The 23,107-nt window shown below is 60.5% G+C and carries 17 protein-coding genes and 1 pseudogene; 6 read left to right on the forward strand and 12 right to left on the reverse strand.

All coding sequences use genetic code 11. The features are described 5' to 3' along the window. The first annotated feature begins 80 nt into the window (after nt 1–80). Complete coding sequence (locus AC6CH3_RS15345) at nt 81–1,940, forward strand: DNA/RNA non-specific endonuclease (RefSeq protein WP_498133235.1); 1,860 nt, start codon at nt 81–83, stop codon at nt 1,938–1,940. A 161-nt stretch (nt 1,941–2,101) separates the two neighbouring features. Here the strand turns inward: AC6CH3_RS15345 and AC6CH3_RS15350 are convergent, their stop codons facing one another. Beyond that, nucleotides 2,102–2,245, reverse strand: a complete 144-nt coding sequence (locus AC6CH3_RS15350; RefSeq protein ID WP_498133236.1) for a hypothetical protein — start codon at nt 2,243–2,245, stop codon at nt 2,102–2,104. Nucleotides 2,246–2,418: 173 nt separating this feature from the next. Between AC6CH3_RS15350 and AC6CH3_RS15355 the strand changes: the two genes are divergently transcribed. Beyond that, nucleotides 2,419–3,126 (forward strand): AfsR/SARP family transcriptional regulator, encoded by a 708-nt coding sequence (locus AC6CH3_RS15355; protein ID WP_498133313.1) that lies wholly within the window; start codon nt 2,419–2,421, stop codon nt 3,124–3,126. A gap of 142 nt (nt 3,127–3,268) precedes the next feature. Here the strand turns inward: AC6CH3_RS15355 and AC6CH3_RS15360 are convergent, their stop codons facing one another. The 5 genes and pseudogenes from AC6CH3_RS15360 to AC6CH3_RS15380 all read right to left on the reverse strand — a co-directional run bounded on the left by AC6CH3_RS15360 (nt 3,269) and on the right by AC6CH3_RS15380 (nt 6,968). After that, nucleotides 3,269–3,526 carry a hypothetical protein gene (locus AC6CH3_RS15360; RefSeq protein ID WP_498133237.1) on the reverse strand — a complete coding sequence of 86 codons (258 nt, stop codon included), beginning with the start codon at nt 3,524–3,526 and terminating at the stop codon, nt 3,269–3,271. A gap of 1,099 nt (nt 3,527–4,625) precedes the next feature. Continuing rightward, nucleotides 4,626–5,234, reverse strand: coding sequence for a HEAT repeat domain-containing protein (locus AC6CH3_RS15365; protein WP_498133238.1), 609 nt, complete (start codon nt 5,232–5,234; stop codon nt 4,626–4,628). Nucleotides 5,235–5,243: 9 nt separating this feature from the next. Continuing rightward, on the reverse strand, nt 5,244–6,194 hold the full coding sequence (locus tag AC6CH3_RS15370; RefSeq protein ID WP_498133314.1) for a PLL family lectin: 951 nt from the start codon (nt 6,192–6,194) through the stop codon (nt 5,244–5,246). Then, nucleotides 6,171–6,644, reverse strand: a pseudogene (locus AC6CH3_RS15375) (DUF8189 domain-containing protein); the annotation flags it as partial. The gene AC6CH3_RS15370 and the pseudogene AC6CH3_RS15375, both read right to left, overlap by 24 nt. A 138-nt stretch (nt 6,645–6,782) precedes the next feature. Then, nucleotides 6,783–6,968, reverse strand: a complete 186-nt coding sequence (locus AC6CH3_RS15380) for a hypothetical protein (RefSeq protein WP_498133239.1) — start codon at nt 6,966–6,968, stop codon at nt 6,783–6,785. Here AC6CH3_RS15380 and AC6CH3_RS15385 point away from each other — a divergent pair. After that, nucleotides 6,954–8,390 (forward strand): esterase/lipase family protein, encoded by a 1,437-nt coding sequence (locus tag AC6CH3_RS15385; protein ID WP_498133240.1) that lies wholly within the window; start codon nt 6,954–6,956, stop codon nt 8,388–8,390. The two genes, AC6CH3_RS15380 and AC6CH3_RS15385, sit on opposite strands and share 15 nt — an antisense overlap. 489 nt (nt 8,391–8,879) lie before the next feature. Here AC6CH3_RS15385 and AC6CH3_RS15390 read toward each other — a convergent pair whose 3' ends face one another. The 6 genes from AC6CH3_RS15390 to AC6CH3_RS15415 form a co-directional block, all read right to left on the reverse strand. Next, nucleotides 8,880–10,676 (reverse strand): alpha-amylase family glycosyl hydrolase, encoded by a 1,797-nt coding sequence (locus AC6CH3_RS15390; protein ID WP_498133241.1) that lies wholly within the window; start codon nt 10,674–10,676, stop codon nt 8,880–8,882. 69 nt (nt 10,677–10,745) lie between these two features. Further along, the gene (locus AC6CH3_RS15395) at nt 10,746–11,477 is read right to left on the reverse strand and encodes an NADPH-dependent F420 reductase (RefSeq protein WP_498133315.1); all 732 of its coding nucleotides are present in this window, start codon (nt 11,475–11,477) and stop codon (nt 10,746–10,748) included. Then, entirely contained in the window at nt 11,453–12,703 is a 1,251-nt protein-coding gene (locus AC6CH3_RS15400) for a cupin domain-containing protein (RefSeq protein ID WP_498133242.1), read from the reverse strand. The genes AC6CH3_RS15395 and AC6CH3_RS15400 overlap by 25 nt, the downstream gene beginning before the upstream one ends. Nucleotides 12,704–12,723: 20 nt before the next feature. Continuing rightward, entirely contained in the window at nt 12,724–13,860 is a 1,137-nt protein-coding gene (locus AC6CH3_RS15405; RefSeq protein ID WP_498133243.1) for a cupin domain-containing protein, read from the reverse strand. A 16-nt stretch (nt 13,861–13,876) separates the two neighbouring features. Next, nucleotides 13,877–15,691: a GMC oxidoreductase gene (locus tag AC6CH3_RS15410; protein ID WP_498133244.1), complete on the reverse strand. Its 1,815-nt coding sequence runs from the start codon at nt 15,689–15,691 to the stop codon at nt 13,877–13,879. A gap of 11 nt (nt 15,692–15,702) precedes the next feature. Next, complete coding sequence (locus AC6CH3_RS15415; RefSeq protein ID WP_498133245.1) at nt 15,703–16,728, reverse strand: gluconate 2-dehydrogenase subunit 3 family protein; 1,026 nt, start codon at nt 16,726–16,728, stop codon at nt 15,703–15,705. Between the two features lie 405 nt (nt 16,729–17,133). Between AC6CH3_RS15415 and AC6CH3_RS15420 the strand changes: the two genes are divergently transcribed. From AC6CH3_RS15420 to AC6CH3_RS15430, 3 genes are all read left to right on the forward strand, one after another. Further along, a complete protein-coding gene (locus tag AC6CH3_RS15420; RefSeq protein ID WP_498133246.1) occupies nt 17,134–17,613 on the forward strand; it encodes a hypothetical protein in 480 nt (159 codons plus the stop codon). 128 nt (nt 17,614–17,741) lie between these two features. After that, complete coding sequence (locus AC6CH3_RS15425) at nt 17,742–18,737, forward strand: zinc-binding alcohol dehydrogenase family protein (protein WP_498133247.1); 996 nt, start codon at nt 17,742–17,744, stop codon at nt 18,735–18,737. A 1,623-nt stretch (nt 18,738–20,360) separates the two neighbouring features. Then, nucleotides 20,361–22,745: a hypothetical protein gene (locus AC6CH3_RS15430; RefSeq protein WP_498133248.1), complete on the forward strand. Its 2,385-nt coding sequence runs from the start codon at nt 20,361–20,363 to the stop codon at nt 22,743–22,745. The last annotated feature ends 362 nt before the right edge of the window (nt 22,746–23,107 follow it).

A 23,107-nucleotide genomic window follows, 5' to 3' on the forward strand; every position in this document is an offset into this window, starting at 1 on the left:
ACCGGTGAGGAAATTGAAGCAGGCGTGAAGGCGAGACGTACACACCGCGACTTAAGCATGATCGAGAAAGGACCAATGCGATGACCACCAGGAAGGGTTCATCAGATGAGCTGAGGCCCGCCGATGAGAAAGCGCTGAAATCGCTGCGGCAGTTCATCAGGACACGGGGTGCCGAGTATCTGAAGGATCCGAACATTTCGTCCATCGGCGTGGGTTACAAGGTCACCGAAGGCAAACCGACCCGGGAAATCGCCCTGCAGTTCACCGTCGATCAGAAGGTGGCCCCGGAAGCGCTGGAATCACTGGATACCGTGCCGATCCCGGAGACGATTGTGGTGGACGGTGTTCCGGTTCCCACTGATGTGATCGAGCGCAGCTATGAGCCCGCATTCCGCATCGTGGCAGAAGCCGAACCGCCCCAGGCCAAGGTCAGGGTCGATCCGGTGCTGCCCGGGGTCAGCGTCGCCCATAACAAGGGCAGTGCAGGCACCATAGGTTGCATCGTCTACGACAAAACCGATGGCACACCCCTGGTGCTGAGCAACTGGCACGTCCTGCATGGGTCCGGCGGCAGACTCGGGGACACCGTCGTGCAGCCGGGCCCGCACGATGACAACCGGGTCGAACGCAACCACCTCGGAATATTGAAGCGCTCTCACCTTGGGCCCGCGGGCGACTGCGCCGTAGCCAGCATTGAAGGCCGTGGCATCGTCCCGGAAATTCTCGGTATCGGCACCGCCCCTCAGGAGCTGGGTGAACCGGAAATCGGGGACAAGGTCCTCAAGAGCGGCCGCACCACGGGCCTCACTCACGGAGTGGTGCGCCGGATCGACGTGCTCGCCAAACTGCACTACGGCGCCGAAGGTGAACATGCCATCGGCGGCTTCGAAATCGGACCCGACCCGCAGAACCTGCCCGAGGATGGGGAAATCAGCCGGGGCGGGGATTCCGGTGCGGCTTGGATCTTCAAAAACGCAAACGGCAAACCCGGGACTGTACTCGCCGGACTGCACTTCGCAGGCGAAACCGGCGCCAGCACCGACGAGCACGCCCTGGCATGCCTTCCCGAATCCGTGTTCGAGAAACTTGAGATCACACTGCTGCCCCCCAACCCGGAATCCGTCACCGATGCCGCCGGCAACGGCTATGCCCCCGGCTTCCTGAGCACGCGTCTGGACCCGCCGACCCTGGATCCTTCCCTCAAGGAGGACGCGGTGCTGCTGGAGGGTTCGGAAATCATTCCCTACACCCACTTCTCGGTGGCAATGAGCCGGTCCCGCCGGTTGGCCCGATGGGTGGCCTGGAACATCGACGGCGCCGCACTGAAGAAAATTAGCCGCAAAGGGATCAACTTCTCCAAGGAGCGCAGGATTCCGGCAGAGTTCCAGTGCGGCGATGAACTCTATAGCGGCAACCGGCTGGACCGCGGCCATGTTGCCCGCCGCGCGGACCTGCTCTGGGGCGACCGGGCAGAAGCCGAACGTGCCAACAAGGACTCCTTCTTCTTCACCAATATCACTCCTCAGATTGAGGACTTCAACCAGAGTAGCCAGAACGGAGTGTGGGGGCGGATTGAGGACGCGGTGTTCTCCGACGTAGACGTGGAGGACCTGAAGGTCAGTGTTTTCGGTGGTCCGGTTTTCCTCGACGATGACCGCCTGTACCGCGATGTCCCGCTTCCCCGGGAATATTGGAAAGTACTCGCCTTCACCGATCAGGGTGAGCTGAAGTGCAGGGCCTTCCTCCTGACCCAGAACCTGAATCAGCTTGAGGCGCTGGAACTGGACGAATTCCGGGTCTTCCAGGTCACCGTCAGTGAAGTCGAGGAACGTACCCGGTTGCGGTTCCCCGACGAGCTGCGCGCTGCCGATAACTTCACCGCACCTGAGTCCCTGGAGGCCAGAAGACCTCTGGACAGTCCCGCCAACATCCGCTGGTAGCATCCGAAGCCTGCACGCACGGTCTTGGAAGGCTGAGTCCTGCCCAACCCGGGCTCTCCCAGCCGGCTCCAAGGTGAGCGGATTGTAAGGTACGCCATTCATGGCGAGGCCATCAGGTGGTATGAAGCAGGGTGTGCGCGAGCTGAACCTATATAAAATCCCTAGCAGATACCGTCCTTCGGCGTAAGGATCATGCCGCGGGCGTGGCCGCCGTCAGGATCTGCGGCCAGATCTCCGGAGACGCTAAGTCCTTGTAATCCCCACGGCGTCGGGACCGGGCGGATGACCGCGATACGTATCAGCATTAAAAGTCTGAAACTTCGTTTTGGGCCAGGCCGACTGCCGATGGACAATGGCATCTTTCATTGCTCCGAGAAACTTCCAGATGACGTGGATCATTGACATCTCTCATGAAAGTCCGGATCCTCGTTCCTAGATCTATCCCAGATCTCCTAAACCGCTGGATTTGGGGGTGACCATGGGCAACGGTGGCTATGGTGCGTTTCAGCTGAACCTGTTTCAGTCTTGGCAGCTTCTTTGGGGCGTCGATGTCGTGCATGTCGCAGCACGCCAACAACGGTTGATTACGGCGCTGGCTGTGAACGGTCCGCGCCCCCGGGGTTATCTGGTCGGGTTACTTTGGCCGGAGCATTCCGAGTCGAGAGCCATGGAAAGCCTACGGGTTAGCGTTCATCTCGTCACCAGGCAGGTGCCAGGTCTGCTAATCAATGGCGGGGCTGTGCTTTCGCTCAGCGATCTGGTGGACGTTGACCTGCATCGTCTCCGGTCGCAAATTCGGTACCTGAGCCAAGTCGGGCTCAATGGAAATGCTGCTTCGTGCCTTTACGATTTACGTCATGCAGAACTTCTCCCGGGCTGGTACGAAGACTGGGTGATTTTTGAGCAGACCCGGCTCAGGCAGGACCGTTTGCACGCGTTGCTCTTCATAGCCCGGGAGTCACTGCTGCGCGGCGACTATGAGGTTGCATTGGAAGCTTCTGAGGCTGCACTGGAACTTGAACCGCTCTACGAACGAGCTGTTGGACTGCTAATTCAGGCTGAACGGCAGCAGGGCAACAACGCCTCAGCACTTCGAGCCTTCGAGAAGTATGAAGCGCAGCTGAAGGGGGATATGGGAATCGCTCCATCGGACGCAATCCGAGGACTTGTTGCAGATATTCGGTGACAGTGGAACTGGACCGAATGATAGACGCCTCTCCAGGGCCGCCGAGCCGGGGTTTGGGGCCAGAGGCATAAGCGAGTGCCCATCGGTCATGATGGGGAAGGCTTGGGGAGTGGCGGGGACAGGATTCCGGGCAATCGTGCTTCTAGACCTCGTCTGGGGAGCCAGGCTGTGAAATGAGCCACTGACGCACGATGCTCAAGACCTCAGCCGGATCGGCAGTGGCGACCGTGTCGGGCTCGGCGCCCGGACCCCTGCTAAAGATTAGCCTGGCGCGGAATCCGGGCACCTGATCCGGCTCGAACCACGTACGGATGACTAGCGTGCCCATGGACGGCATCGTCGAATCCGGCTCGGCCGGACCGGAACCGGAGGCTTCTGACGGACGATCATCGCTTGTCATGGCTTTGCACCTTACTCTCACTCCCTGATCCCTTGGGGAAGATTGCGGACTCTCCAACGCTCGGGCCTCGCATTGGTTGTCCGCAGTCTGTGACTTGGGGCGTTCTGGCAAGGAAGGCTCGAGAACCGGCAGAAGCCGGCTGCCTTGATCCTGCGGTACACGTATCAGGAATACGCGAACGTTTTGCAAAGGGTTTGCTCAAGATTCCCCGCAGCGAAAATGAGTTGCCGATACTGACGCATTGTTTTGTCGAACGCTTCGCATTGATTGCCCACGCCAATGTTGCGGCCTGTGGCAAAAGGGAGTCCGTCATTGACGGCAGCCGTCGAGCAAGGACTCGCTCACCGAAAGCACCGCAACAGGGTCGTGGCCGACCGCAATGGGAAGGCAAAAAATGGCCGCCACGTCGGTATAGCACCGGAAGTCTAGCTATCGGAAGTACTCTGCACAAAAGCCTGGTGCTTGCCTGAGGCCCTCGGGGGATTCTAACTCTGAAGGCATACGCTTTAAATGTCATCATTATCGCCCCGACGTTCGATCCATATGACAAAAGTAGTCATATAATTGTCGAATGCGCAAATGATTCGATCCTCAAGATTTATCAGTGCATTTTGAGATGGATCTGAAGTCTTGGGCGGGAGGCCGTGAGCCTCCTTGAATTCGCTCTCATGGTCTCTGTTTCTCATGATCTCTGGTACGTCCGAGGTTCGGACACTGAGAGCAGAGGAGGGTATCCGAGTGGGGGCGTGCGAGGGAGATGAGTGCCTGGTTGCGGTGTCTACCTCCGGCCGGTGTTCGATCGTGGTACGTCCACCGGTGGTGGTGCAGAGCCGCGAACGTGGAGAGGAACAAGGTGCCTTTGAGTTTTCTTGTTCCCGCTGCAGGTTTGTCGCCCGGGTGGAGGTGGCGGAGCGGCTGGTGACGGTGTGCTGCGGGCGTGGGAAGCCATGTTGCTGCGCTGTCGGAGTGTTTACTGGTCACTTCGGTGGGGTTGTTCGCGCATATCCGGATGTGGATGCGGGGCATCGAAGGCAGGACCTTTGTGCAGGGGGTTATGGCCTCGCCTTGCTTGCGTCACTCCTCCAAAGAGGCTTTTTGGTTACATCGAGGTCCGGCGCCCATCGGGTCGTTCCCCGGGCATCAGTCCTTGGCTCTGTTCATCGCCATCAGTTGAAGGCGGTCTTTCACCGGGCATCAACCCCTCGGCCGGCTTCTCGCCTGGCATCTGGGTCTGCCCTTCCCCTGGCATCCCGGTGCCGGCTCCTGCCTCGGGGGGAGCCTCCTCAAACCCGGCGCTGCCGGCACCTGTCGCCTGGCCGGACCTGGACGTAATCTTCGCTGAGAGCTGGGGAGGCGCATCGGGGGGAATCGAGGACTGGGCTACCTTGCGGACACCTGGGTCGCTGTCGTCAACGAGGTCCATGAGAACCACGGCTGCTGAGTCAGTTGGAAGATTGTTGGCGGCCGCTGCGGCTGCTACCCGGATGCTCGCCGTTTCGCTGTGTGCTGCAGCCTCCACAACATCATGTCCCTGGTCGCCCTCGAGGAGACTGGCGGCGAAGGTGGCTTTTGCGGCCAGCATAGGGTCGTCGCCCTGAACCAGTGTCCGCAGGTGCGGGAGGGACTCGGGACCCAAAGCAGCGGCTTTGTCGTAATTCGGTTCATCAGGTTCAAGGACTTCGAGGACGGCTCCCATCGATACGCTCATGATTCGCTCCTATAGGTTCTGGGTGAAGGCGCTGTTGGTCATTGTTGTCACTTCAGTATTGATCAGGTCCGGCGGGGGATTGGTGATGTTACCGGTGCCGTTCCCCGTCATTAGCCTGTTGTTGTCATTCACGTGACGCAGGTCCAGGACATGCCCCACCTCGTGGCCGAGGGTCCATTGGGTGGCGCCTTGAGCCACTACCGCGCTTGGTCGGCCCGCGGGGAAGGCGGCACAACCGTTGAACGGGGGTACGGTTGACCGGACGAAGTACACGACGACGTCGTTGGTGCCCGCATTGTTGCGGTTGGCGAAGAGCTGGTTCTGCTCGGCAGTCGTTTCCCCGAGGACGCAGCGCCCGACGTCGACGTCATTGAGGGTGGGCAGATTCAGGTTTTCGGTGGACGCCAGTTCGACGCCAATCCCGGCCGTGGCATAGACCTCGCGCATCCGCTGTACAGCGGTGTTCACCGCAACCGTCGGCGCTGTAAGGACCTTTGCATGGAGCCGCACCGTCTGGCGTAGCGACCACCACCGGTGCCACATTGCGCTATCGGTCCCCGCGCCAAAAATGTCTATCCGGTTTGGGCCCCAGGATACGGCCCCGGGTTCGCTCGTGAGGACGCCGCCCAGGGATTCCCAACCAGACCAGCCGTTCTGGAACCACTTATGCCAGAGCGCGGAGTCGGTGCCGACGGCGAAAACATCCAGGCGCCCGGAGGCCCAACTGGATACGGTCGGCGCGGATGTGAGGACGCCGCCCAGGGATTCCCAACCGGACCAGCCGTTCTGGAACCATTTATGCCAGAGCGCGGAATCGGTGCCGACAACGAAGACGTCGATCCGCCCGTTGCCCCAGGATACTGCGGATGGTGCGGATGTGAGGACGCCGCCCAGGGATTCCCAGCCGGACCAGCCGTTCTGGAACCATTTATGCCAGAGCGCGGAATCGGTGCCACGCACAAAAACGTCAAGGCGGCCCGCTGCCCAGCTGGAAACCGACGGCGCGGATGTGAGGACGCCGCCCAGGGATTCCCAGCCGGACCAGCCGTTCTGGAACCATTTATGCCAGAGCGCGGAATCGGTGCCGCGTGCGAAGACGTCAATCCGGCCGTTGCTCCAGGAAACCGCGCCGGGAGAACTCGTCAGCACTCCGCCCAGGGATTCCCAGCCGGACCACCCGTTCTGGAACCACTTGTGCCATAAAGCTGCGTCCGTCCCGCGGACGAATGCGTCCAAGCGGCCGGATGCCCACGACGACACGCTGGGCCCCGTCGTCAAGACGCCGCCAAGGCTCTCCCAACCAAACCAAGTCATCAAACGTCTCCTTGAGTGTGAGCCGTCCAGCGGGCGGCTAATTCCGTTGCGCCAAGAAATCTCTGACGCTGCCACGGCTACCAAGTTAAGTAGAGCTGCAGCAGCGTTACTGCCGCGTTATTGCCAAAAGCCTCAGATTTCAGGCATGGCAGTCCAAAGCGGTAACACGGCAGTAACGGTGGCGTGGTGTAGTCGCCCTACGCGCGTTCCTCCAGTCCGTTTGGAGCGGTGCGCTTACTTCTTGGAGAGGGCGATGAAATGGGCTACCCCGGTGACGACGGCAGGCTCCCAGTAATCTATGTTCGAGGCTTTGCTGGTGGGGGCTCCGCCATCAACCGGGCGGTGGACGATCCGTTCTATGGCTTCAGCCAAGGGTCCGTCCATGCCCGTGCCGACAGCGGTGGCATGGCCAAGTTCCATCAATTTGAATCCCCAATGTTGCGTTTGATCACCGACCATAAGTACGAAGTCCCCGTCCATGGCGACCAATGGACCTTCCTTCTGAATGCTGAGGCAGGCGAAGTCAACCCGGCGTCAGTATGGATCCACCGCTTCTACGATGACTCTGCAGCCACCTTTTCGAAGGAACCGGAAAGGTTCTCCTTTGAGCGGGCAGCCAGAGACCTGTTCAAGCTGATCAAGCTTGTGCTGGAAAAGTCCGGTGCGCCCAGGGTCTTTCTCGTAGCGCACTCCATGGGAGGGCTGATCTGCCGCTCACTCCTCCAGCGCGTCATTCCCGAGGATCTGGCCGGCAAGGACGGCCAGATCGACCCTGCCGCGGGAACCAAGTATGTCGCTAGGGTATTTACCTACGCGACACCGCATGGGGGGATTAATTTCGCAGTTGGTTTTGGCGTCCTGGAGCGCATCCGCGACGCCACAGGATTCCAAGGGGCGGATATCTTCGGCCCCGACCGCATGTATGAATACCTCACCCCTGCAGCACTAAGGCGCGAAAGGACGCGCGCTGACTTTGTAGCGACCGAGATGCCGGCAGACGGATTCCCCGTGGATGAACTGTTCTGCCTTGTCGGCACCAACCCCGAGGACTATGACGTGGCCCTCGGTGTTTCCTCGAAAGCGGTGGGTGCGCGCAGTGACGGGCTTGTGCAACTCGAAAATGCTGCCGTCAAGGATGCGCCTCTCGCTGTAGTTCATCGCAGCCACAGCGGGCGATATGGCATAGTCAATTCAGAAGAGGGATACCAGAACCTGCAGCGGTTTCTCTTCGGTGACCTGAAGATCGAGGTTGAGCTCGTCGGCTTCACCGTAGGCCGCAATGCCCCAGGTGACGTCGAGTTTCAATTGGACGTGGGTCTGGCGATCCGCGGCCTACCCGTGCTGGTCCACGAACAGAGTGCCGCTCACCACTGCCCTGTCCAGATTGAGCACTGGAAGGAGGGTAACCCGATTGATTCCCCCGTGCCGCTGCTCACCACTTTCCTGTCCTCCCGAGCGCCCCGTCCGCGGATTAACGGCAAAGTAGTGCCTAGACTGCGTCATGCGCTCAAACTGCGGCTGATGTCCATAAGGGAAAAGCAGGGCAGGTTCTTTTTTGACGATCATATGGAACAAACTGAGGACTGGCAGGACGCTCTTCTGGTTGACATCGAACCTCCGTCCGGTGCCAGGGGGCTGCCCAAGGCCTGGGCAGCCTGGACCAGCACCATTCCCACTGCCATCAGGGACTGGAATCCGGACGACCAAGATTCTCTCACGGACACGGAGGTCACCGCCAACTTCTGGCGCGGACACATTGCTGTCCCTGAATTCTCCAAAGAATTGCTTGGACTCAACGCCGGCATTCGGCTCACAGTTACCCCTAGATCCCTTTCTTTCTGACGGTAAAGTCCCAGGAAGCTTCGTCCGGCGGGATGGGGCCCCGGACTGGCCTTACAGGAAGACGATGTTTGATGTCCCGGCGACGATTTTCTCAGCCAAGTTTGTCACCCGGAATTCCCTACGGCAGGAAGTCGACTTACGCACCCGAGCGTATCGGCGCGGGCAGCAGTCTTGGTAGTTCTCCGTTCCTTGCGGATGCCGCATCACACGACTGGCCCAGGTAATCGATCAGGCAAGCATCCCGGATCGGCTCGTCGAGGGTTAAAAGCGAGGGAGACGCCGTGCGAGCGGCGTCAGGGCGCAGCAAAAACTAATGGCGGCCGGAGCAGCTATCGGCACCGTCTGCTCTTCCTCAGTGAAGGACTCATCTAGGGGTCATGAAACTTTCGGGAGGTGGGGGAGCGGGGCGCCACGGGGCGGTCGCCACGCATTAGAGGATTTCCGGTGCACGTGACGAGTCATCGACCCTAAGTGCGTCGGCGGAGCCCGTCATGAACGGGCGAGAATGCGGATCTCCAGGGGGCGCAGTTGCAGGGCCACTGATGTCAAGCCATTGGCGGCTGCCACCTGTCCCGGTGCCCCCGATGTTTCCTTGTTCGTGAACAGATCGTCGAAGGCGCTTCCGTCTGGGTTCAGCGCGCGGTCGACGAGGATCCGTCCGATCCAGCCGTCCGCCGCATTGGTATTGGCTGCCACCACGACTTCGACATCGTTGAGGATCCGCGAGAAAGATACGACGCCGCCCGCGAAATCCGAGATGCCGAAGTCCCTGCCGTTGCCTGACACCGGCCGGAAGTACTGCCGGCCGTACCGCAGCGCCGGCTCGTGCAGACGAACCTGCGACAGGCGCTGGATAGTCTTATAGAAGGTATGACCGGGATCAAAGGCTCCGGGTCTTCCCCAGAGTGCCTCACGCACGGCTTCCATGGCCTGGCCGGTACCGCTGAGCCCTTGCTCCGTGCCGTAGTAGAGGCAGGGGATGCCCTGCAGCGCAAACAGGCAACCGACGGCCAGGGTGAGTTGATCGTCGAATTTGTGTGGATCACGGGGATCACTGAAGTACAGGCGCTGGTACTGGTCGTGGTTGTCCAGGAAGGTCACGAAGAACCGGCTGGCCTCCCCATGGGAACTCAGGATTCCCCGCTGCACCATTTTGCGGTGGTCATAAAGCCCAGCCAGATCAGACGGCGGCCGCATACCCTTCGCCACCGCGGGCAGGGCGAAGAAAAGCGGGAAATCCAGTGCGGCATCGACGCCGATGAGGTCGGAGGAGTCTGTGATGGCATTGCGGCCGATGTAGCCAGCGATTTTCTCCTCGTTATCGTAGATTTCGCCGAAGGTGAAGAAGTTCCGCTTGCCGATACTCAGCGCATATTCCCTGATGGCGTTGCCGAAAACGCGCGCGAATTCCGGTTCGATGTGCTTAAGCGTGTCGATCCGGAAGCCGTCCGCGTCAAACCTGGCGATCAGGTACTGATGGGCCCGGATGAGCACGTTGCGCAGAAACTCCGAGCGCTCGGTGGCCAGTTCCTTGAGGGATGCGAAGTCCCCGGACCCGTCTTGACCCATCCTTCCCTGCCGGCGGAAGAAGTCGTTGTCCTGCAATTCCCGCGGCCACACCAGCGCGGCGGGAGGGGCGTCCGGGATCCCGGCCGCATCCGTCCAGTCCGCCCGGCCTCGTCCGTTTTCGTCCCGCCATTGCACCGGGTACGGAAAGCCGCGGAAGGGTGCCTCCGAGGTCCCGTCACCGTCAGCGCCGTGATATTCGAAGACGTCACCTACGTGGTTGACGACGACGTCGAAAATGACATACATGCCGCGGGCATGGGCAGCGTCGATCAGGTCGACGAGTTCCCTCTCTACGATGCCGGGGTCATCCCGGGCGGCGTCGGGGTCCGAGGCCAACCGCGGATCGATTCGCAGAAAGTCCTGGATCCCGTAGCCGTGGTAGGTCGGCCGGTAGAGGCAGTTCATCTGGACGGGGGATATCCAGATGGCCCCGACTCCCAGTTCCTGCAGATAGTCCAGCTTTTCTCGGACCCCGTTCAGCGTGCCGCCTTGGAAGTCCGCCATGGTGTCGTCCCAGGCGCGGCGTGGCGGGGCTTGGGGGTTGTTGAAGCGGTCGACCATCAGCTGGTAGATCCAGACGTCCCGCCAGTCCTGCGGCGACGGGAACGGCACCGGGATGGTGCGCGGTTCACCGGAGACGATGACGTTGCGCTGTTCCGTCCCGCGTGACAGCCGAAATGCTTCATCGACGTCGGGACCGAAAACGGATGCCGTCATGAGATTTCCTTCCCTGCTGGGGCTTGTGCGTTGTATCCGTCTTCGGACAGGCTAGGGGCAGAACGCCGGCTATTCCGCGCCGGATCGGATCAGTTTCAGGGCGACGCTGCCGCCCATGCCGAGTGCGTAGGCCTGCTGGATCACCTGCTCTGCCAGCGGTTCCACATAGCGGGCGTTCTGGAGCGGGCCGGCGTCGACTGCGTCAAATCCCGTCTCCCGGACCAGTTTGATCACCACTGCCTTGGCAGCCGCATCGTCGGCGCAGCAGAAGACCGTGGGGCTTTCCGACGGGGTTGCGGGTTCGCCGGCGTGAAGGACCGGGGCCAGCACCGTGTTGAATGCTTTGACCACCTTGGCTCCGGGAACCAGTTCGGCGACCTGTTCCGCCGCCGACGTTTCGTGTCCGATGGTCAGGGTTAGGAAGTCCGGAGTCAGCGGGTTGGTGACGTCGACCAGGATCTTGTCCTCCAGTGGTCCGGCCACCTGCAGCGCCTCGGCGGCGGCATCATAGGGCGTGGCCAAGATGACGATGTCGCGGTCCTGTGCGATGCGGTCCAGTGACGTGCTGCTGGCCTGCTCTCCGATGGACTTCGCCAGGACGCTGGCCTTTTCCGGGTCCCGCCCGGTGAAGCAGACGGCATGGCCCTTTGCGGCGAGAAGCCTGCCGATCCCGCTGCCCATGTTGCCGGTACCGATAATTCCGATGTTCATGCTGTTCTCTCTCTTTGCTCTGGAAGTGGCTGTTGCGGGGGTTTCACTGTGTTGGTTGTAGCCGCTTAGTCGTAGCCGCCGAACATGAATAGATGTAGGTCTTCGTCGGTGGGGTTCATGAGTCCGTGAATGTTGCCGCCCTTGAGCATCGCGAAGTGTCCCGGCCTGAGTGTTCGTACTTCGAGGCAACGTTCGCGTTGGGGCATCTTGGCCCAGTCGCCAACGACCATGAAGCCCTGTCCCCGCATCATGAGGAAGACCTCCTGGTTGTCCCGGTGCCGGTGCAGTCCGATCCCGCTGCGGCCCTTGAGGATATGCAGGTCCATGTAGTCCACGGCCATGAATTCCTCGCGTTCGTTTGTGTGGTTTTTGGTGCCGTGCGCGTTGAAATTCCAGGTTTCCAGCGACCGGCCCAGTTCGCCGCTGCCGGCATAACGGCCATAGTTGGACAGCAGATTCCGGTATTCGAGGAAACTGACCCCGCCGTGGGGGTTGCCGCTCACTCCGGTGCCCAGGTAGTTGTCCCAGCCCCGAAGGAGCATGTTGAACTCATAGTGATAGTTGGCTCCGCCCTGGGAGTCCCAGTTCTGTTCCGCCGGATCAGACCAGGCGGTCTCGATGTGCAGCGGCAGGATCGGATGCATTGTGCAGTCCGGGGCAACGTGGACCATGTGCAGCTCGTCCTTGCCGTCCCGCTCGAAATCCGCCAGTTGCCCGCGCACCAGGTCCGGGCGCTGTTGCAGTTCGCCGCGGTCCAGGGCGGCCAGGCCCCGTTCGTCCAGCTGTGAGCGCAGGTCGGTCTCCTGATACCCCCACAGCTCCACTTCGTAGCGGTCGCTGCGCATGTTGTACGGGACGTCGATGGGCTGCAGGCCGCCGCCGGTGCCGACCTTGATCCAGAGCTTGATTCGGTCACCCAGCGTGAAGCCGGCTGACTGCGCCAGCTGCGAATCCGGTCCTCCCCGGTAGGAGAGGCGCAGGAAGGGCGCTGACCAGCCGTCGCCGCTGGCCCAGCCGCGGACCAGGACCGTGTCGGTGCTGCGGAACTCGTGGAGGTTCTGCTTCTGGAAGTCCGTCTTGGAATCCTGCTGGGCGGGATCTGTGACGCCGTGGTCCGGCGGGCTGGCACTATAGAGGTCGAGGTAGTCGATTGGGAACAGGTACTGGGTGTGTTCCATTCGGTAGTATTCACGTTCGGCCGCGAGCTGCACCCTTTCCATCAGGTGCAGCAGCTTCACCAGGGGGTTGTCCCGGTTGTAGTCCGGCAAGGAATCCGGACCAACGTGAAATGTGCTGTCGGTGGGGACAATGAACATGGACGGCTCCTCGAAGCGGGTCAGACGCTGTGGTAAAGGAAAGCGACGAACTTGAGCGGGACATCGGCGTCGTTGCGGATGCCATGAATGCCTCCGCTCTTGGTGAAGATGATGCTGCCGGGACGGACCGGGAGCTCGCGGCATTTTTTGAGGCCCAGGCCGTAGATGTTGCGTTCCACCAGCGGTAGGTGGGCGGTGCCAGGGTCATCGTCTTCGCCCATATAGGCGGTGCCCGTTCCCTCGAAGATGAAGTAGAGCTCTTCGGAGCCGATGTGGCGGTGCGTGCCTTCCACGGTGCGGGGCGGGATTGTCACCTCGTGGAAGAAGACCACGGAGGATCCGAACTCCCGCTGCAGCAGCCACCGCATCTCGATGACGTTGCCGTCCTTGTTGTCCTTGTTGTCCGGGTCCATCATTGCGTTGAGGTACCGGACGGGCTTTACATCATCGCGGTGCAGGTACCAGCCGCGCCGGAAGTCGATCAGATAGTTTTTGTCCTCCACCGTGTTCAGTGCTGAACTGGGATTGTCGGTCCTGGGTTCCTGGTGGGAGGAGAGGAAGTTGTTGTCCCATTGCGGGTCGGAGATTCGGAACCCCGACGGCAGGTCCTTGTCATTCTCCCGGAAGGCCAGCTCCAGCTGCCGCAGCGCCTTGATGTCCTTCAGCGCCGGGACAAAGTCCCTGATGCGCGTGATGGGTGCATCCCTCCCCATCTGATCCAGGACCGAGAGATCGTGCGTCACTCCGGCCGGAGGTTCCAGTGTTTCCCAGAATTCCACTTGATAGGCGTCCGTCCAGTGACACATGTGCAGTTTGGCCGCGGCGTCCGCTTCAAGGGCCGGGTCATCCGGGAGCAGGCGCACGTATGCTATAATCTCGTTTTGCCCCAGCCGGCCCTGCTGGCGTGACTGCTCCACCAGCCTGCCCGAACGATATTCAAGACGCAGGAAGTTGGTCAGGAAGAGTCCATCCAAGTAGACGTCGCCCTTCATAGCCGTGATGTCCAGCTTGTTGCGCACTTCGCGCACGTTGTAGCGGTAGCGCGGGCTTCGCGTCGCATTCAGGTAGGCGGCGTGGTAGATCCGGTCCGGATAGAACACCACCTTGAAGATGCTGTTTTCCGGATCGGTGAATATCTCATTGAATTGTGGATCCACGATGACCCCTTTCGGATCACAGCCGCCCCAGTAGTACTTCCGCTACTCGGAAGGCGTTGGCTTCGATGGTATTGGTCGGGTTCGCACTGCCGGAGGTGGGCATGCAGGAGCCGTCGGTGACGTAGAGGTTGTCAAATTCCCATGCTCGGCAGTCCGGGTCGAGCACGGAGTCCTGCCGGTCGGTCCCAAACCGGGCGCCGCCCAAGATGTGGTTGGCAATCCGGGCCAGTGCGTTCTCGGCCTTGTAAACGCCGCCCTGACCTTCAACGGGCCAGTTTTTGCCCACGGGATCTCCGCCGTAGCGCAGCACCTTGGCGCATTGTTCGGCCAGCACATCCATCAGGTACCGATCGTGGCGGTGCCAGTCTTTGACGATGTAAGCGGTCGGCCTGCCCCATTTGTCTGTGACGTTGGGATGGAGTTCAATGCGATTGCTCTTGAGCGGTACCTGATTGGCCATGAAACTGACGGACAGGCGGTTGCCGAAATTGTCATCCAGCCACTGAACCAGGTTCTCCCCGGTGAGGCTCGAATCCTCCACAAAGAGTTTCCAGATGGTATCTATGTCGTGGCTGCCGTGCGTGCGGGCCATCGAGATCGGCAGTGCCTGGTCCGATGTGTTGTTGTAGATCGCCCCGCCGGCCCATAATCCGTGGTCCCGAATGAACTCCTCTGTCGCGCAGCCGTCGAAGGCCCAGTCGCTGTCCAGCGAGATGGATTTGTCAAAGCGCCGGGGCATAACGGTCTCCGCCCCGCCGAAGCAGTGGGTCAGGAAGTACTTGCCCAGCAGGTCGTTCTGGTTGATTCGGCGGTCGAATTCGGCGCTTCCCCTGGCGGAGATCTGCAGTAGCCGGACTGACTCGATCGCGGAGCAGGCGACGATTACAACCATGCCCTCGACCGTCCGTGGTATGCCGGCGGGATCGCGGTAGTGCACCTTGCCGACCTTGCCGTTGCTGCACTCCAGGTCGGTTACCGTGCAGTTGGGGCGCAGCTCGAAGTTGGGAAGGTCCTGCAGCGGGTACAACAGGGAGACCCAGGTGCTCGATTTCAAGCCCAAGGGGTCTCCATAGCGGTTGACGAAACCGCTCGTGGGCGTGTCCGCCTTGCGGCCACTGGGCGCGTGGTCTTCGGTGATAACGGCCAGCGGTGTCCTGTAGGGTCGGACCGCACCCAGTTCAGTACCCAGGATTTCCATCCCGACCCGGGCGTATTCGCTGATGGGATTTGGTTCCCCAGGCCTTTGATAGGCGACCCGGCTGAAGGCCTTCTGCTGGTTGTCCGCTGTGCCGCTGACACCGATTAGCTCTTCGGTCAGGCAGTAGTACGGCTCCAGGTCCTCGTAGCTGATGGGCCAGTCGCGGGCTTCTCGCTGGACGTCACCGGAGGGATCTTCGCGGATATCCGTGCGCCCCTCATTGAAGGTCTTTAGCCTGAAGTCCTCCGGGGTAAATCGTAGTGAGACTGCACCGTAAATTTGTGTTCCTCCACCCACGACCTGGGCCGTGTAGCCCTCCAGGGTGGCGTAGTCCCGGCCGTCTGCGCCCCGGTATACATGCGGTTCGTCGTTCAGGTCTGGCTCCACATGGCTGGAATAGTAGGATGCACCCTGGTTCGTCACGCCGGGGATCGAAATTCGCTTTTCCGCGCCGGTGGCGAACAGTTCATCCCGTTTGAAGTCTCCCAAGCCCCCCGCTGCCTGGTACTGCGCCAGGAGTTTCGGCCCCTTTTCCAGCATCAGCACCGACTTTCCCGCCTTGGCCAGCATGTAGGCCACGGGGGATCCTCCGGCGCCGCTGCCGATGATCACTGCGTCAAATTGAGTCTGCACTGAATCTCTCCTTAGCCCCGGTAGCCGGTGCTGCGGCCCAGCGGGGATTCTATTGCCAGGGGCCAATCGAACAGCGTGGTGCCATCGTCGTCGGTGTATCGTTCGGAGAGGTAAGCCCAGGCACTGGCCGCCGAATTGCCGCCGTACTTCGGGTGCGAGAAGGCGCCCGTAAAGGTGTGCCGCCGCAATATCTGAAGGAAGAACCGCGGGCTGCTGTATTTGCTGTAGTCCCAGCCGTCCACGCTGTTCCCGGCCATCTGCTCATAGAGGTCGACATACATTTCCCGCGGCATGGTGGTTGGCTCAACATGCGGGTTGCGTTTACGCAGTACCTGGTCGATCAGGTTAAGGCAGATCCTGTAGTCGGTCAGCCGGTGGATCTCTTCGCGCGAGACCAGGTTGTCAATGAAATTCACGACACCCACGGAATTATCCAGCCGGTACGCGTGGGCAAAGGCCGTGTCCCGCTGCCGGCGGTCCAGGTTGAAGTAGTGGCGTTGCAGAAAGTTCCGGGCCTCCTTCGTTCTGAAGGGCAGAATGTGGTCTGTCAGGCGGAAAAGCAGGTCATATTCCCACCGCTCGAAGCTGATGGGCTGGGTGCACATTTGCGTGAAGAAGCGCGACCACTCCCGACCGTTGTCCAGCAGAGCGCGCTGTGGATTGATGGGATCCAGGACCGGCACTCCGTCCAGCACAAATTTGTAGAGGTGCACTTGGCCCTTGGGCACCACCACGCTCAGCGCCCGGTAGCCGGTGTCCTCCCCCAGGAATGTCACCGGCCGCAGCGGCAACGGTTCGTGGAGAGTGGCAAAGGTTCCGATGACCGCAGTTGCCTGTGCAGGCGCCGCGCGCCCGTCATGGACGAAGGTGACAAGATTGAATCCATAGTTGGTTGCATACTCGTCCCTGCCATTGTAGGAACCGTAGGCGTCAATGATCGGAAAGCGCCATGCCTCGGTAATCTGGCCCCGTTGCCGGGCCAGGTATTTCGTACAGTGATTCAGGATGTATTGGTCATCGGTTTCGATGATTGACACGGACATTCTCTACTCCGTCCAGGGGCGCCATGATGAAGAATGGCGCAATTACAAGTCCGAGCGGGCCTCAATGCAGCTGGGCACACGGTGAATGAAGTGTGGCACGGTGAATAAGTGTGGTCAGGAACCATGACGCAGACAGCTCAGCGGGATTCCGTGAATCTCCGGGGTGCCGTGGCCTTTCCTGGACGTGTCTGGCTGCAACGCTTAATTTATGATTCCCCCCGAATCAATTGGCGTTTGAAAGAATGAGTCGCGCCCTCAGCCAACAGTGTAGGGTGCAAGGGCCGATTCGGGAAGACATAGCGTTGACTCATAAAGATGCCCGCTTAGCAATATTCGAAGAATCATTTGTGAATGCCCGCGCAGCCGTGTCCATCGGGGCGGTGGGAGCCAGCCGGCACCGTGAAAGAGCCGCCCGCGCTGACCGAGACCACACCGATGGGAGTCCTGCAGCTCACCGGAATCAACCTCGCCAAACGACATCGCAGTCGGCTCTACCACGACGCCCATGAAGGACCGAGGTTGGTGGTATCGACGAACAAGCCAATTCAGCAGATAATGAAAATCCGCGTGATCCCACGATCGTTTCCACAATGGATCGGTAATCCTATGCATATCGCTAGGACGGTAGAAGTGCTTCCGGCAAAATCCGGCGATTGCTTGCTGCTGACTCGCCATCGAATGCATGATCGTCCTTGGAAAGTACTTATGGACGGTGGACCGCCCGCGACCTCGGACTTCCTCAAGTCCAGATTATTGAATTTCCCGATAGCTGACCATCACCTCGACTTAGTGGTGGTTATCACTATCGACAATGACCGCATAGGTGGAATGCTGCCGTTTGTTCAGAGCAATATCGATTTGACAATAAGGGAAGCCTGATTTAGCGGGCTGCCGCAACTGCCCGATCCTGTAGGGGCACGCGGCCTCTCCTGTATCAAGGACGGAACCGAGAGCAATGAAGTACAAACGAACCAACATTACTAACCGATGCCAGGGAGTGAAGGACCATGTCTGAACTGATGCGCGCCATCGTCCTGGACGGACCCGGGGCCCCGGACGCCATGAAAATCCGGGATCTGCCTCGCCCCGCTGCCAAAGCCGGCTGGATCCTGATCAAGGTCCATGCGTTTGGCCTCAACCGTTCGGAGCTTCACTTCCGCCGCGGCCTGGGCTCCTTCGGTACCTTCCCCCGTGTCCCTGGCATCGAGGCAACCGGGGTCGTTGCTGACACTTCCGGAGGGGAGTTCGACGCCGGGACCCAGGTCGCCGCCCTCATGGGTGGCATGGGCAGGACCTTCGACGGCGGATACGCCGAGTACGTCTCAGTGCCGGCCTCAAGCGTCATCCCGTTTACCAGCAGCCTGGACTGGGCCACTCTGGGTGCCGTTCCGGAAATGCTGCAAACCGCCTACGGCTCCCTCACAGTTGGCGTCAACGCCGCTCCCGGCAGCAGCCTGCTAATCCGGGGCGGTACGTCATCCATAGGTCTTGCTTTGACGGTACTTGCGAAGCGCCGTGGCATGACGGTGCTTGCCACCACGCGGAACCCCGCTAAGGGACAAGCGCTTCTCGACGCTGGAGCGGACCATGCCATCATTGACACGGGACAGATTGCAGAAGAAGTTCGGGCCATCATCCCTGGCGGGGTGGGCGGCGCCGTCGAACTCGTCGGCACTCCGACGTTGCCAGACACACTCCGGGCCACCGCAGTCCACGGGACGGTCTGCTTCACCGGCATGCTGTCGGACCAGTGGACGGTGCCGGACTTCTATCCCATTGATTACATCCCCAGTGGCGTCCGGCTGACCGCCTATTCAGGCGGGGCCGAGGATCTACCGCGGCCGATCCTGCAGGAATTCCTGGACGCAGTGGAAACCGGGCTCGTCGACGTTCCCATCGGCAAGGTTTACACCTTCGATGACATCGTTCAGGCCCACCAAGACATGGAACAAGGGTCCGTTGTGGGAAAGCTCGTGGTGACGGTGAATGGGCACACGGATTGAACGTCGCCGCGGCTCCAGCGGCGGCTGCCCGGTCAGCTACGACAAGAACAGGAAGGATGCGCAAAAAATTCTTAAAGCCGTTGAGGGCACGTTCGATGACGTCGGGGCCGCGATGAGCAGAGGGGGAAGAACTTCTCGTTCCGCGTGTGCACCCGCAGGCCTAAAGAGACGTCCTAGGTTGTGCACGTTTCCGCTCCTGGCCGGTGACAAAGTCTTATGGGCTACTAACTCCAAAGCTCTTCGAAACAAGTAGGCCCCCGCACTACACCGGTTGCCTGCCATGTCGGCCAGATTCAGCACGACACTGCGGAGCCGGCGACTCCATCGCAGTGCCGGAGATCGCCGACACATGAGTAGGTGGTGGCGAGGGCGATATTGGTGTCCTGGCACGGATCTGAAGCTCGTTTTGCGCTCGTTTAAGAGCGCATCACCAGGCTGATACACACTCCACCGGGAGCAGGCAAGACTATGCACGATCGGTGGGGCGGCGCACTTCGCCCGATCGCGATGACGCCGCGCCGCGGTGACCATACCCACCTCGTTCTTGAACGTTCGTCAATCAGTTCCTCTCAGGTGGTCTCTCCCGAGGGCCCTATCGTCCTCCGGTCAAGCTCGGCCCGGTCGAGTTGATCGCCGTGCCAGGGGCCGAGAACCTTGCCTGAACAGGGGAAACGCGGGCCCGGCTGACCCACCTCCTAAATCAACAATCACCGGTGGGAGGGGCTCAGCTCTGACCTGACGAAATATGAGAAGCAGGATGGGTCATAATGCCTGGTTAGAAGTATGTTTGGGCCCGTCATTCCGGGGTTATCGCACTGTCTGACCCATCTCTGGATGCAACGTTCGTCAGCTCATTTGACCCATCTCATAACAACGTTGGTGACCTCGTCGGCGGCAGCGTCGACGTAGATCGCGCTGAAAGTGAAGAGTTCGCCCGGCATGCTTCAGTCCTCTGGACCGCTCTGGTCCTAGCGCCGACGAACTCCTCAGCAATTTCCAAGAGCGAGGTCAAACACTGCCACGCAAAGCAGAAAGCCTCGCCACTCTTGATCAAGCCATCAATGATGGTTTGCAGGCCGGGCTTGCCCGCCCTATCGGGATGTTCTACGGAGATCTCCTCACGCACACTGTTCCCGGCGCCCCCTGGGATTAGTCGAGGAGGGATACCCTCGGGTTCGTATCACCAGGAAGACTGCCGTCGACCGTTGCGGTCGCGTCGATCTGCTATGCCTTGACGAGCGTGGCTGCATGGAACTGGACCGCGGGCAGTTTGCCCGCCGCCGCAACCTTGCCCGCATGGTTACCGGAAAAGGCGCCTGGAGATCCTGTCTAACCGCCGAAGCCTTTCGCGGCTGTCATTTCCGCGGTGGTGCTTGCTTCCGGCATTTCATCGGACCGCGTCACGGATATCCGGTAACTGTCCACTATTCCCAATAGTGAAATGGCGTGGAATACTCCTCCCATCGGCAGTGACGAATCCCACTATCGGCAGTTGAAAAGGTCCCGGGGGGCGACCGTTTTCAACTACTTCGATGCCTCCAGCGCAGTTCACCAAGCGACTCGTGGATAGGGATCAACATGCTAACTACACCCAAACACCCGGCTGACCAGGTTTACGACAAGATGCTGGAAATTTTCGGCACCAGCGGAAATCAAATATTCACGATGGAGTGGCCGGCCCGGGTGCTCGACGAAACCACCTACGCCTATGACGTGTCTAGCGTCTATTCAGGTCTCACCAAGCCCCAGCCAGTCACGGAAGCCGAGTTCCGACTCTCGAACGGTCTCTTGGATGTATCCCCGATCGTGGCGGGTCCCAACGGCAAACAGCTTTCAATCAGCTACGAAACCGCCCTGAACCGATTCACCCCGGGTTACCCCGAGGCCCAGGTGCAGTACCAGACGGACAAGGAAACTCTCAGGGCATGGCTGCTGGAGGAAGTCAGCGGCGAATATCTCGACGACTCCAAGTCGATGCAGCCGATGAAGGGCTCACGCATCGAAATCTACACAATTCTCAATCAACGCTATTTGGACGCCGTCTCCGCCTGGGATGAATGCAAGACGGCAAGGATGGAGGCAGCGCAGGTTGCCGGCGATGGTGCCCTCGACGAGTACGCGCGATGGCTCGCGGAGACGGCGCCGGCCGTTGAAGCCGGGCTTGAGGCGAAATTTGCGGACCTTCTCGTCAAGGGCTATTACCATGAAATACGTTCGGCCCTGGCGACCCTGGATGTGGAGTCGGTCGGGGAATCTCTGGAAAAAGCCAAAACGAGCATGAGGGCCTCGGGCATGTCATCGCTTGACGAGACCGAGACCATCTACCCGGTACAGTTCCAGCCCCAAGACTGGTTTAAGGGGCTGTCCACGGACTTTCAGGCCGAAGACCTGCTGATTGACCCCATGGCGCTACAGTCAGAGTTGCTTCAGAAGCAGCAGCAGATCGCCCAGCTGCAGGAGCAGTACACCTTTTTGCAGTCAGGCCACACCGGCGACGAAGCCGATCTGCATGAAAAGGCGGACGCCTGCCGCAACGTGCTCGACACGGCCCTTAGCGGCCTGACCCAAATCTACGGAGAAAACACGATCACCGTAGCTCGGATGTATTTCGCCTCCACAAAAGAGAAGGATGCAGACAAGACCGGCCTGGACGCGGCTCTTGAGAAGTCCGGTGTCGAGAAGAAGGACCCTATATCAGACCAGCAATGGAACGAACTCAAATCAGGCATGGCCGCAGTTAGCACGGCGCAACAGAACCTCACGGCGGCTGGCCGGAACCTTGTGACTGTCCAGGTGGCGGAGGCCACGGCAAAGACTACGGACAACAAGCAGCTGATGGACCAGCTTCAGACGCAAATGGCCCAACTTCAAAGCCAGGTCCAGAGCCTTCAACTGACCCTTTTCTCCGCCCAAGGCCGAGCCAAAATGGCGGCGCTGAACACGGCCACGGACGGGACCGTCAACTACACAACCGAAACCGCCCCCGATGCGGCCGGAAAGTTGACCAATTACCCTCTCCTTCCCACACCCATGCCGGCCCCGGGCCAGTTTTTTGATGTCGTCTTTCATTTCACCGAGGATTCCTCAAACACGACCTCCAGCGCCCAGGCCGCCTCCTCGCAATCCAGCTACGACGTTGACCTGTTTTTCGGCAGCGCGAGCGGGTCAACACAAAACACTGAAGGGTCAGCGGCTTCATCATTCGACGTCCGCCACTGCGACATCCAGATCGGCTTCCGCGTCATGAAGGTCACCATGGATCGTGGCGGATGGTTTGACCCGACCGTGTTCGACGACACCAGCGACTTGGCCCATCTTCCCGCAACCTACACGCCCGTCTCATCCGGTGCGCCGAAGGCCTCAGGATATTCGGACCCTAACGCAGCGAAGGAATTCGCCGCCACGGCTGCTGCACAGATACTGCCCGCCTACCCCGTTTCGTTCATCGTCGCCAAAGACGTGACCATAGTCGTGAACGACAGCAACGCCACAGATGCGACCGTGGCAAGCGCTGCATCCGCAGCCACGTCAAACTCCGGAGGATGCTTTTGCTTCAGTGTTTCCTCCTCCTCGGCGTCGTCCTCCTCGTCCCATTCCGCCGTCTCATCCAGCATCGGGAAGAACATGATCATCAAAATTCCGGGGCCCCAGATCCTGGGGTGGTTCTCTGAATACGTCCCGGCAGACGTCTCGAAGCACTACGATGGCATGCCCACGGGCTTCATCCCGACGAAGCCTGCCGCGTCAACGCCCACCGCACCCCATCTCGAGTTTGCCGGCCCTCCACAGTTGCGCGGGCTTATCCCCTCCGCAGCACCAGGGGAGCCGCCGGCAATGGCGGAAGGTGAGATGGAATCCGCACTCGGCGCAGAAATCTCATCGCTGATCATGCAAACCGAAGGGGCCCGACCGGCTGCTTCTTCCGAAATCCCGACCGCCAATACGCATTCGGCACCAGGAGTCACAAATCTCGGTGTTGCCAACGGTGCAGTAGCGAGCCGCGCCTAGTACGTACGCCCGGCGCCGCGGCAAGCGCGCTTGCTGTACTGCGCAGAAAGATTGGTAGAGCGGCTGATGGGCGGGTGGTGCAATCGTGACGAAGATCCAAGCCCAGCTTTCAGCTGTGGGGAGGGGCTCAACCTGGCCCCTAATGGGCACAACCCGTTCTAGGGTGCTGGTTTCCTGCCGCGCGTCTTACCGGTCCGTCAGCCCGGGACGGCGGCGTCGAGGGCTGTACGCTCGCGGGGTCGAGTTCGCCACGGCGCAGCTTGAACCGCGGGGCGTGCAATCAAACGCCGAGCTCGTGATCTTCGCCGCTGCCGGTGGCTTTGTGGCGCGGCTCCGGCACTCTGTTCCAGTCACGTCGTGGC

Source organism: Arthrobacter sp. GQ119 (assembly GCF_059759125.1).

Bases quoted from the DNA above. Each gene is read 5' to 3' on its own strand.
- AC6CH3_RS15345 (WP_498133235.1), top strand. From the start codon at position 81: ATGACCACCAGGAAGGGTTCATCAGATGAGCTGAGGCCCGCCGATGAG.
- AC6CH3_RS15350 (WP_498133236.1), bottom strand. From the start codon at position 2,245: ATGCTGATACGTATCGCGGTCATCCGCCCGGTCCCGACGCCGTGGGGA.
- AC6CH3_RS15355 (WP_498133313.1), top strand. From the start codon at position 2,419: ATGGGCAACGGTGGCTATGGTGCGTTTCAGCTGAACCTGTTTCAGTCT.
- AC6CH3_RS15360 (WP_498133237.1), bottom strand. From the start codon at position 3,526: ATGACAAGCGATGATCGTCCGTCAGAAGCCTCCGGTTCCGGTCCGGCC.
- AC6CH3_RS15365 (WP_498133238.1), bottom strand. From the start codon at position 5,234: ATGAGCGTATCGATGGGAGCCGTCCTCGAAGTCCTTGAACCTGATGAA.
- AC6CH3_RS15385 (WP_498133240.1), top strand. From the start codon at position 6,954: ATGGCCAAGTTCCATCAATTTGAATCCCCAATGTTGCGTTTGATCACC.
- AC6CH3_RS15380 (WP_498133239.1), bottom strand. From the start codon at position 6,968: ATGGAACTTGGCCATGCCACCGCTGTCGGCACGGGCATGGACGGACCC.
- AC6CH3_RS15390 (WP_498133241.1), bottom strand. From the start codon at position 10,676: ATGACGGCATCCGTTTTCGGTCCCGACGTCGATGAAGCATTTCGGCTG.
- AC6CH3_RS15400 (WP_498133242.1), bottom strand. From the start codon at position 12,703: ATGTTCATTGTCCCCACCGACAGCACATTTCACGTTGGTCCGGATTCC.
- AC6CH3_RS15425 (WP_498133247.1), top strand. From the start codon at position 17,742: ATGTCTGAACTGATGCGCGCCATCGTCCTGGACGGACCCGGGGCCCCG.
- AC6CH3_RS15430 (WP_498133248.1), top strand. From the start codon at position 20,361: ATGCTGGAAATTTTCGGCACCAGCGGAAATCAAATATTCACGATGGAG.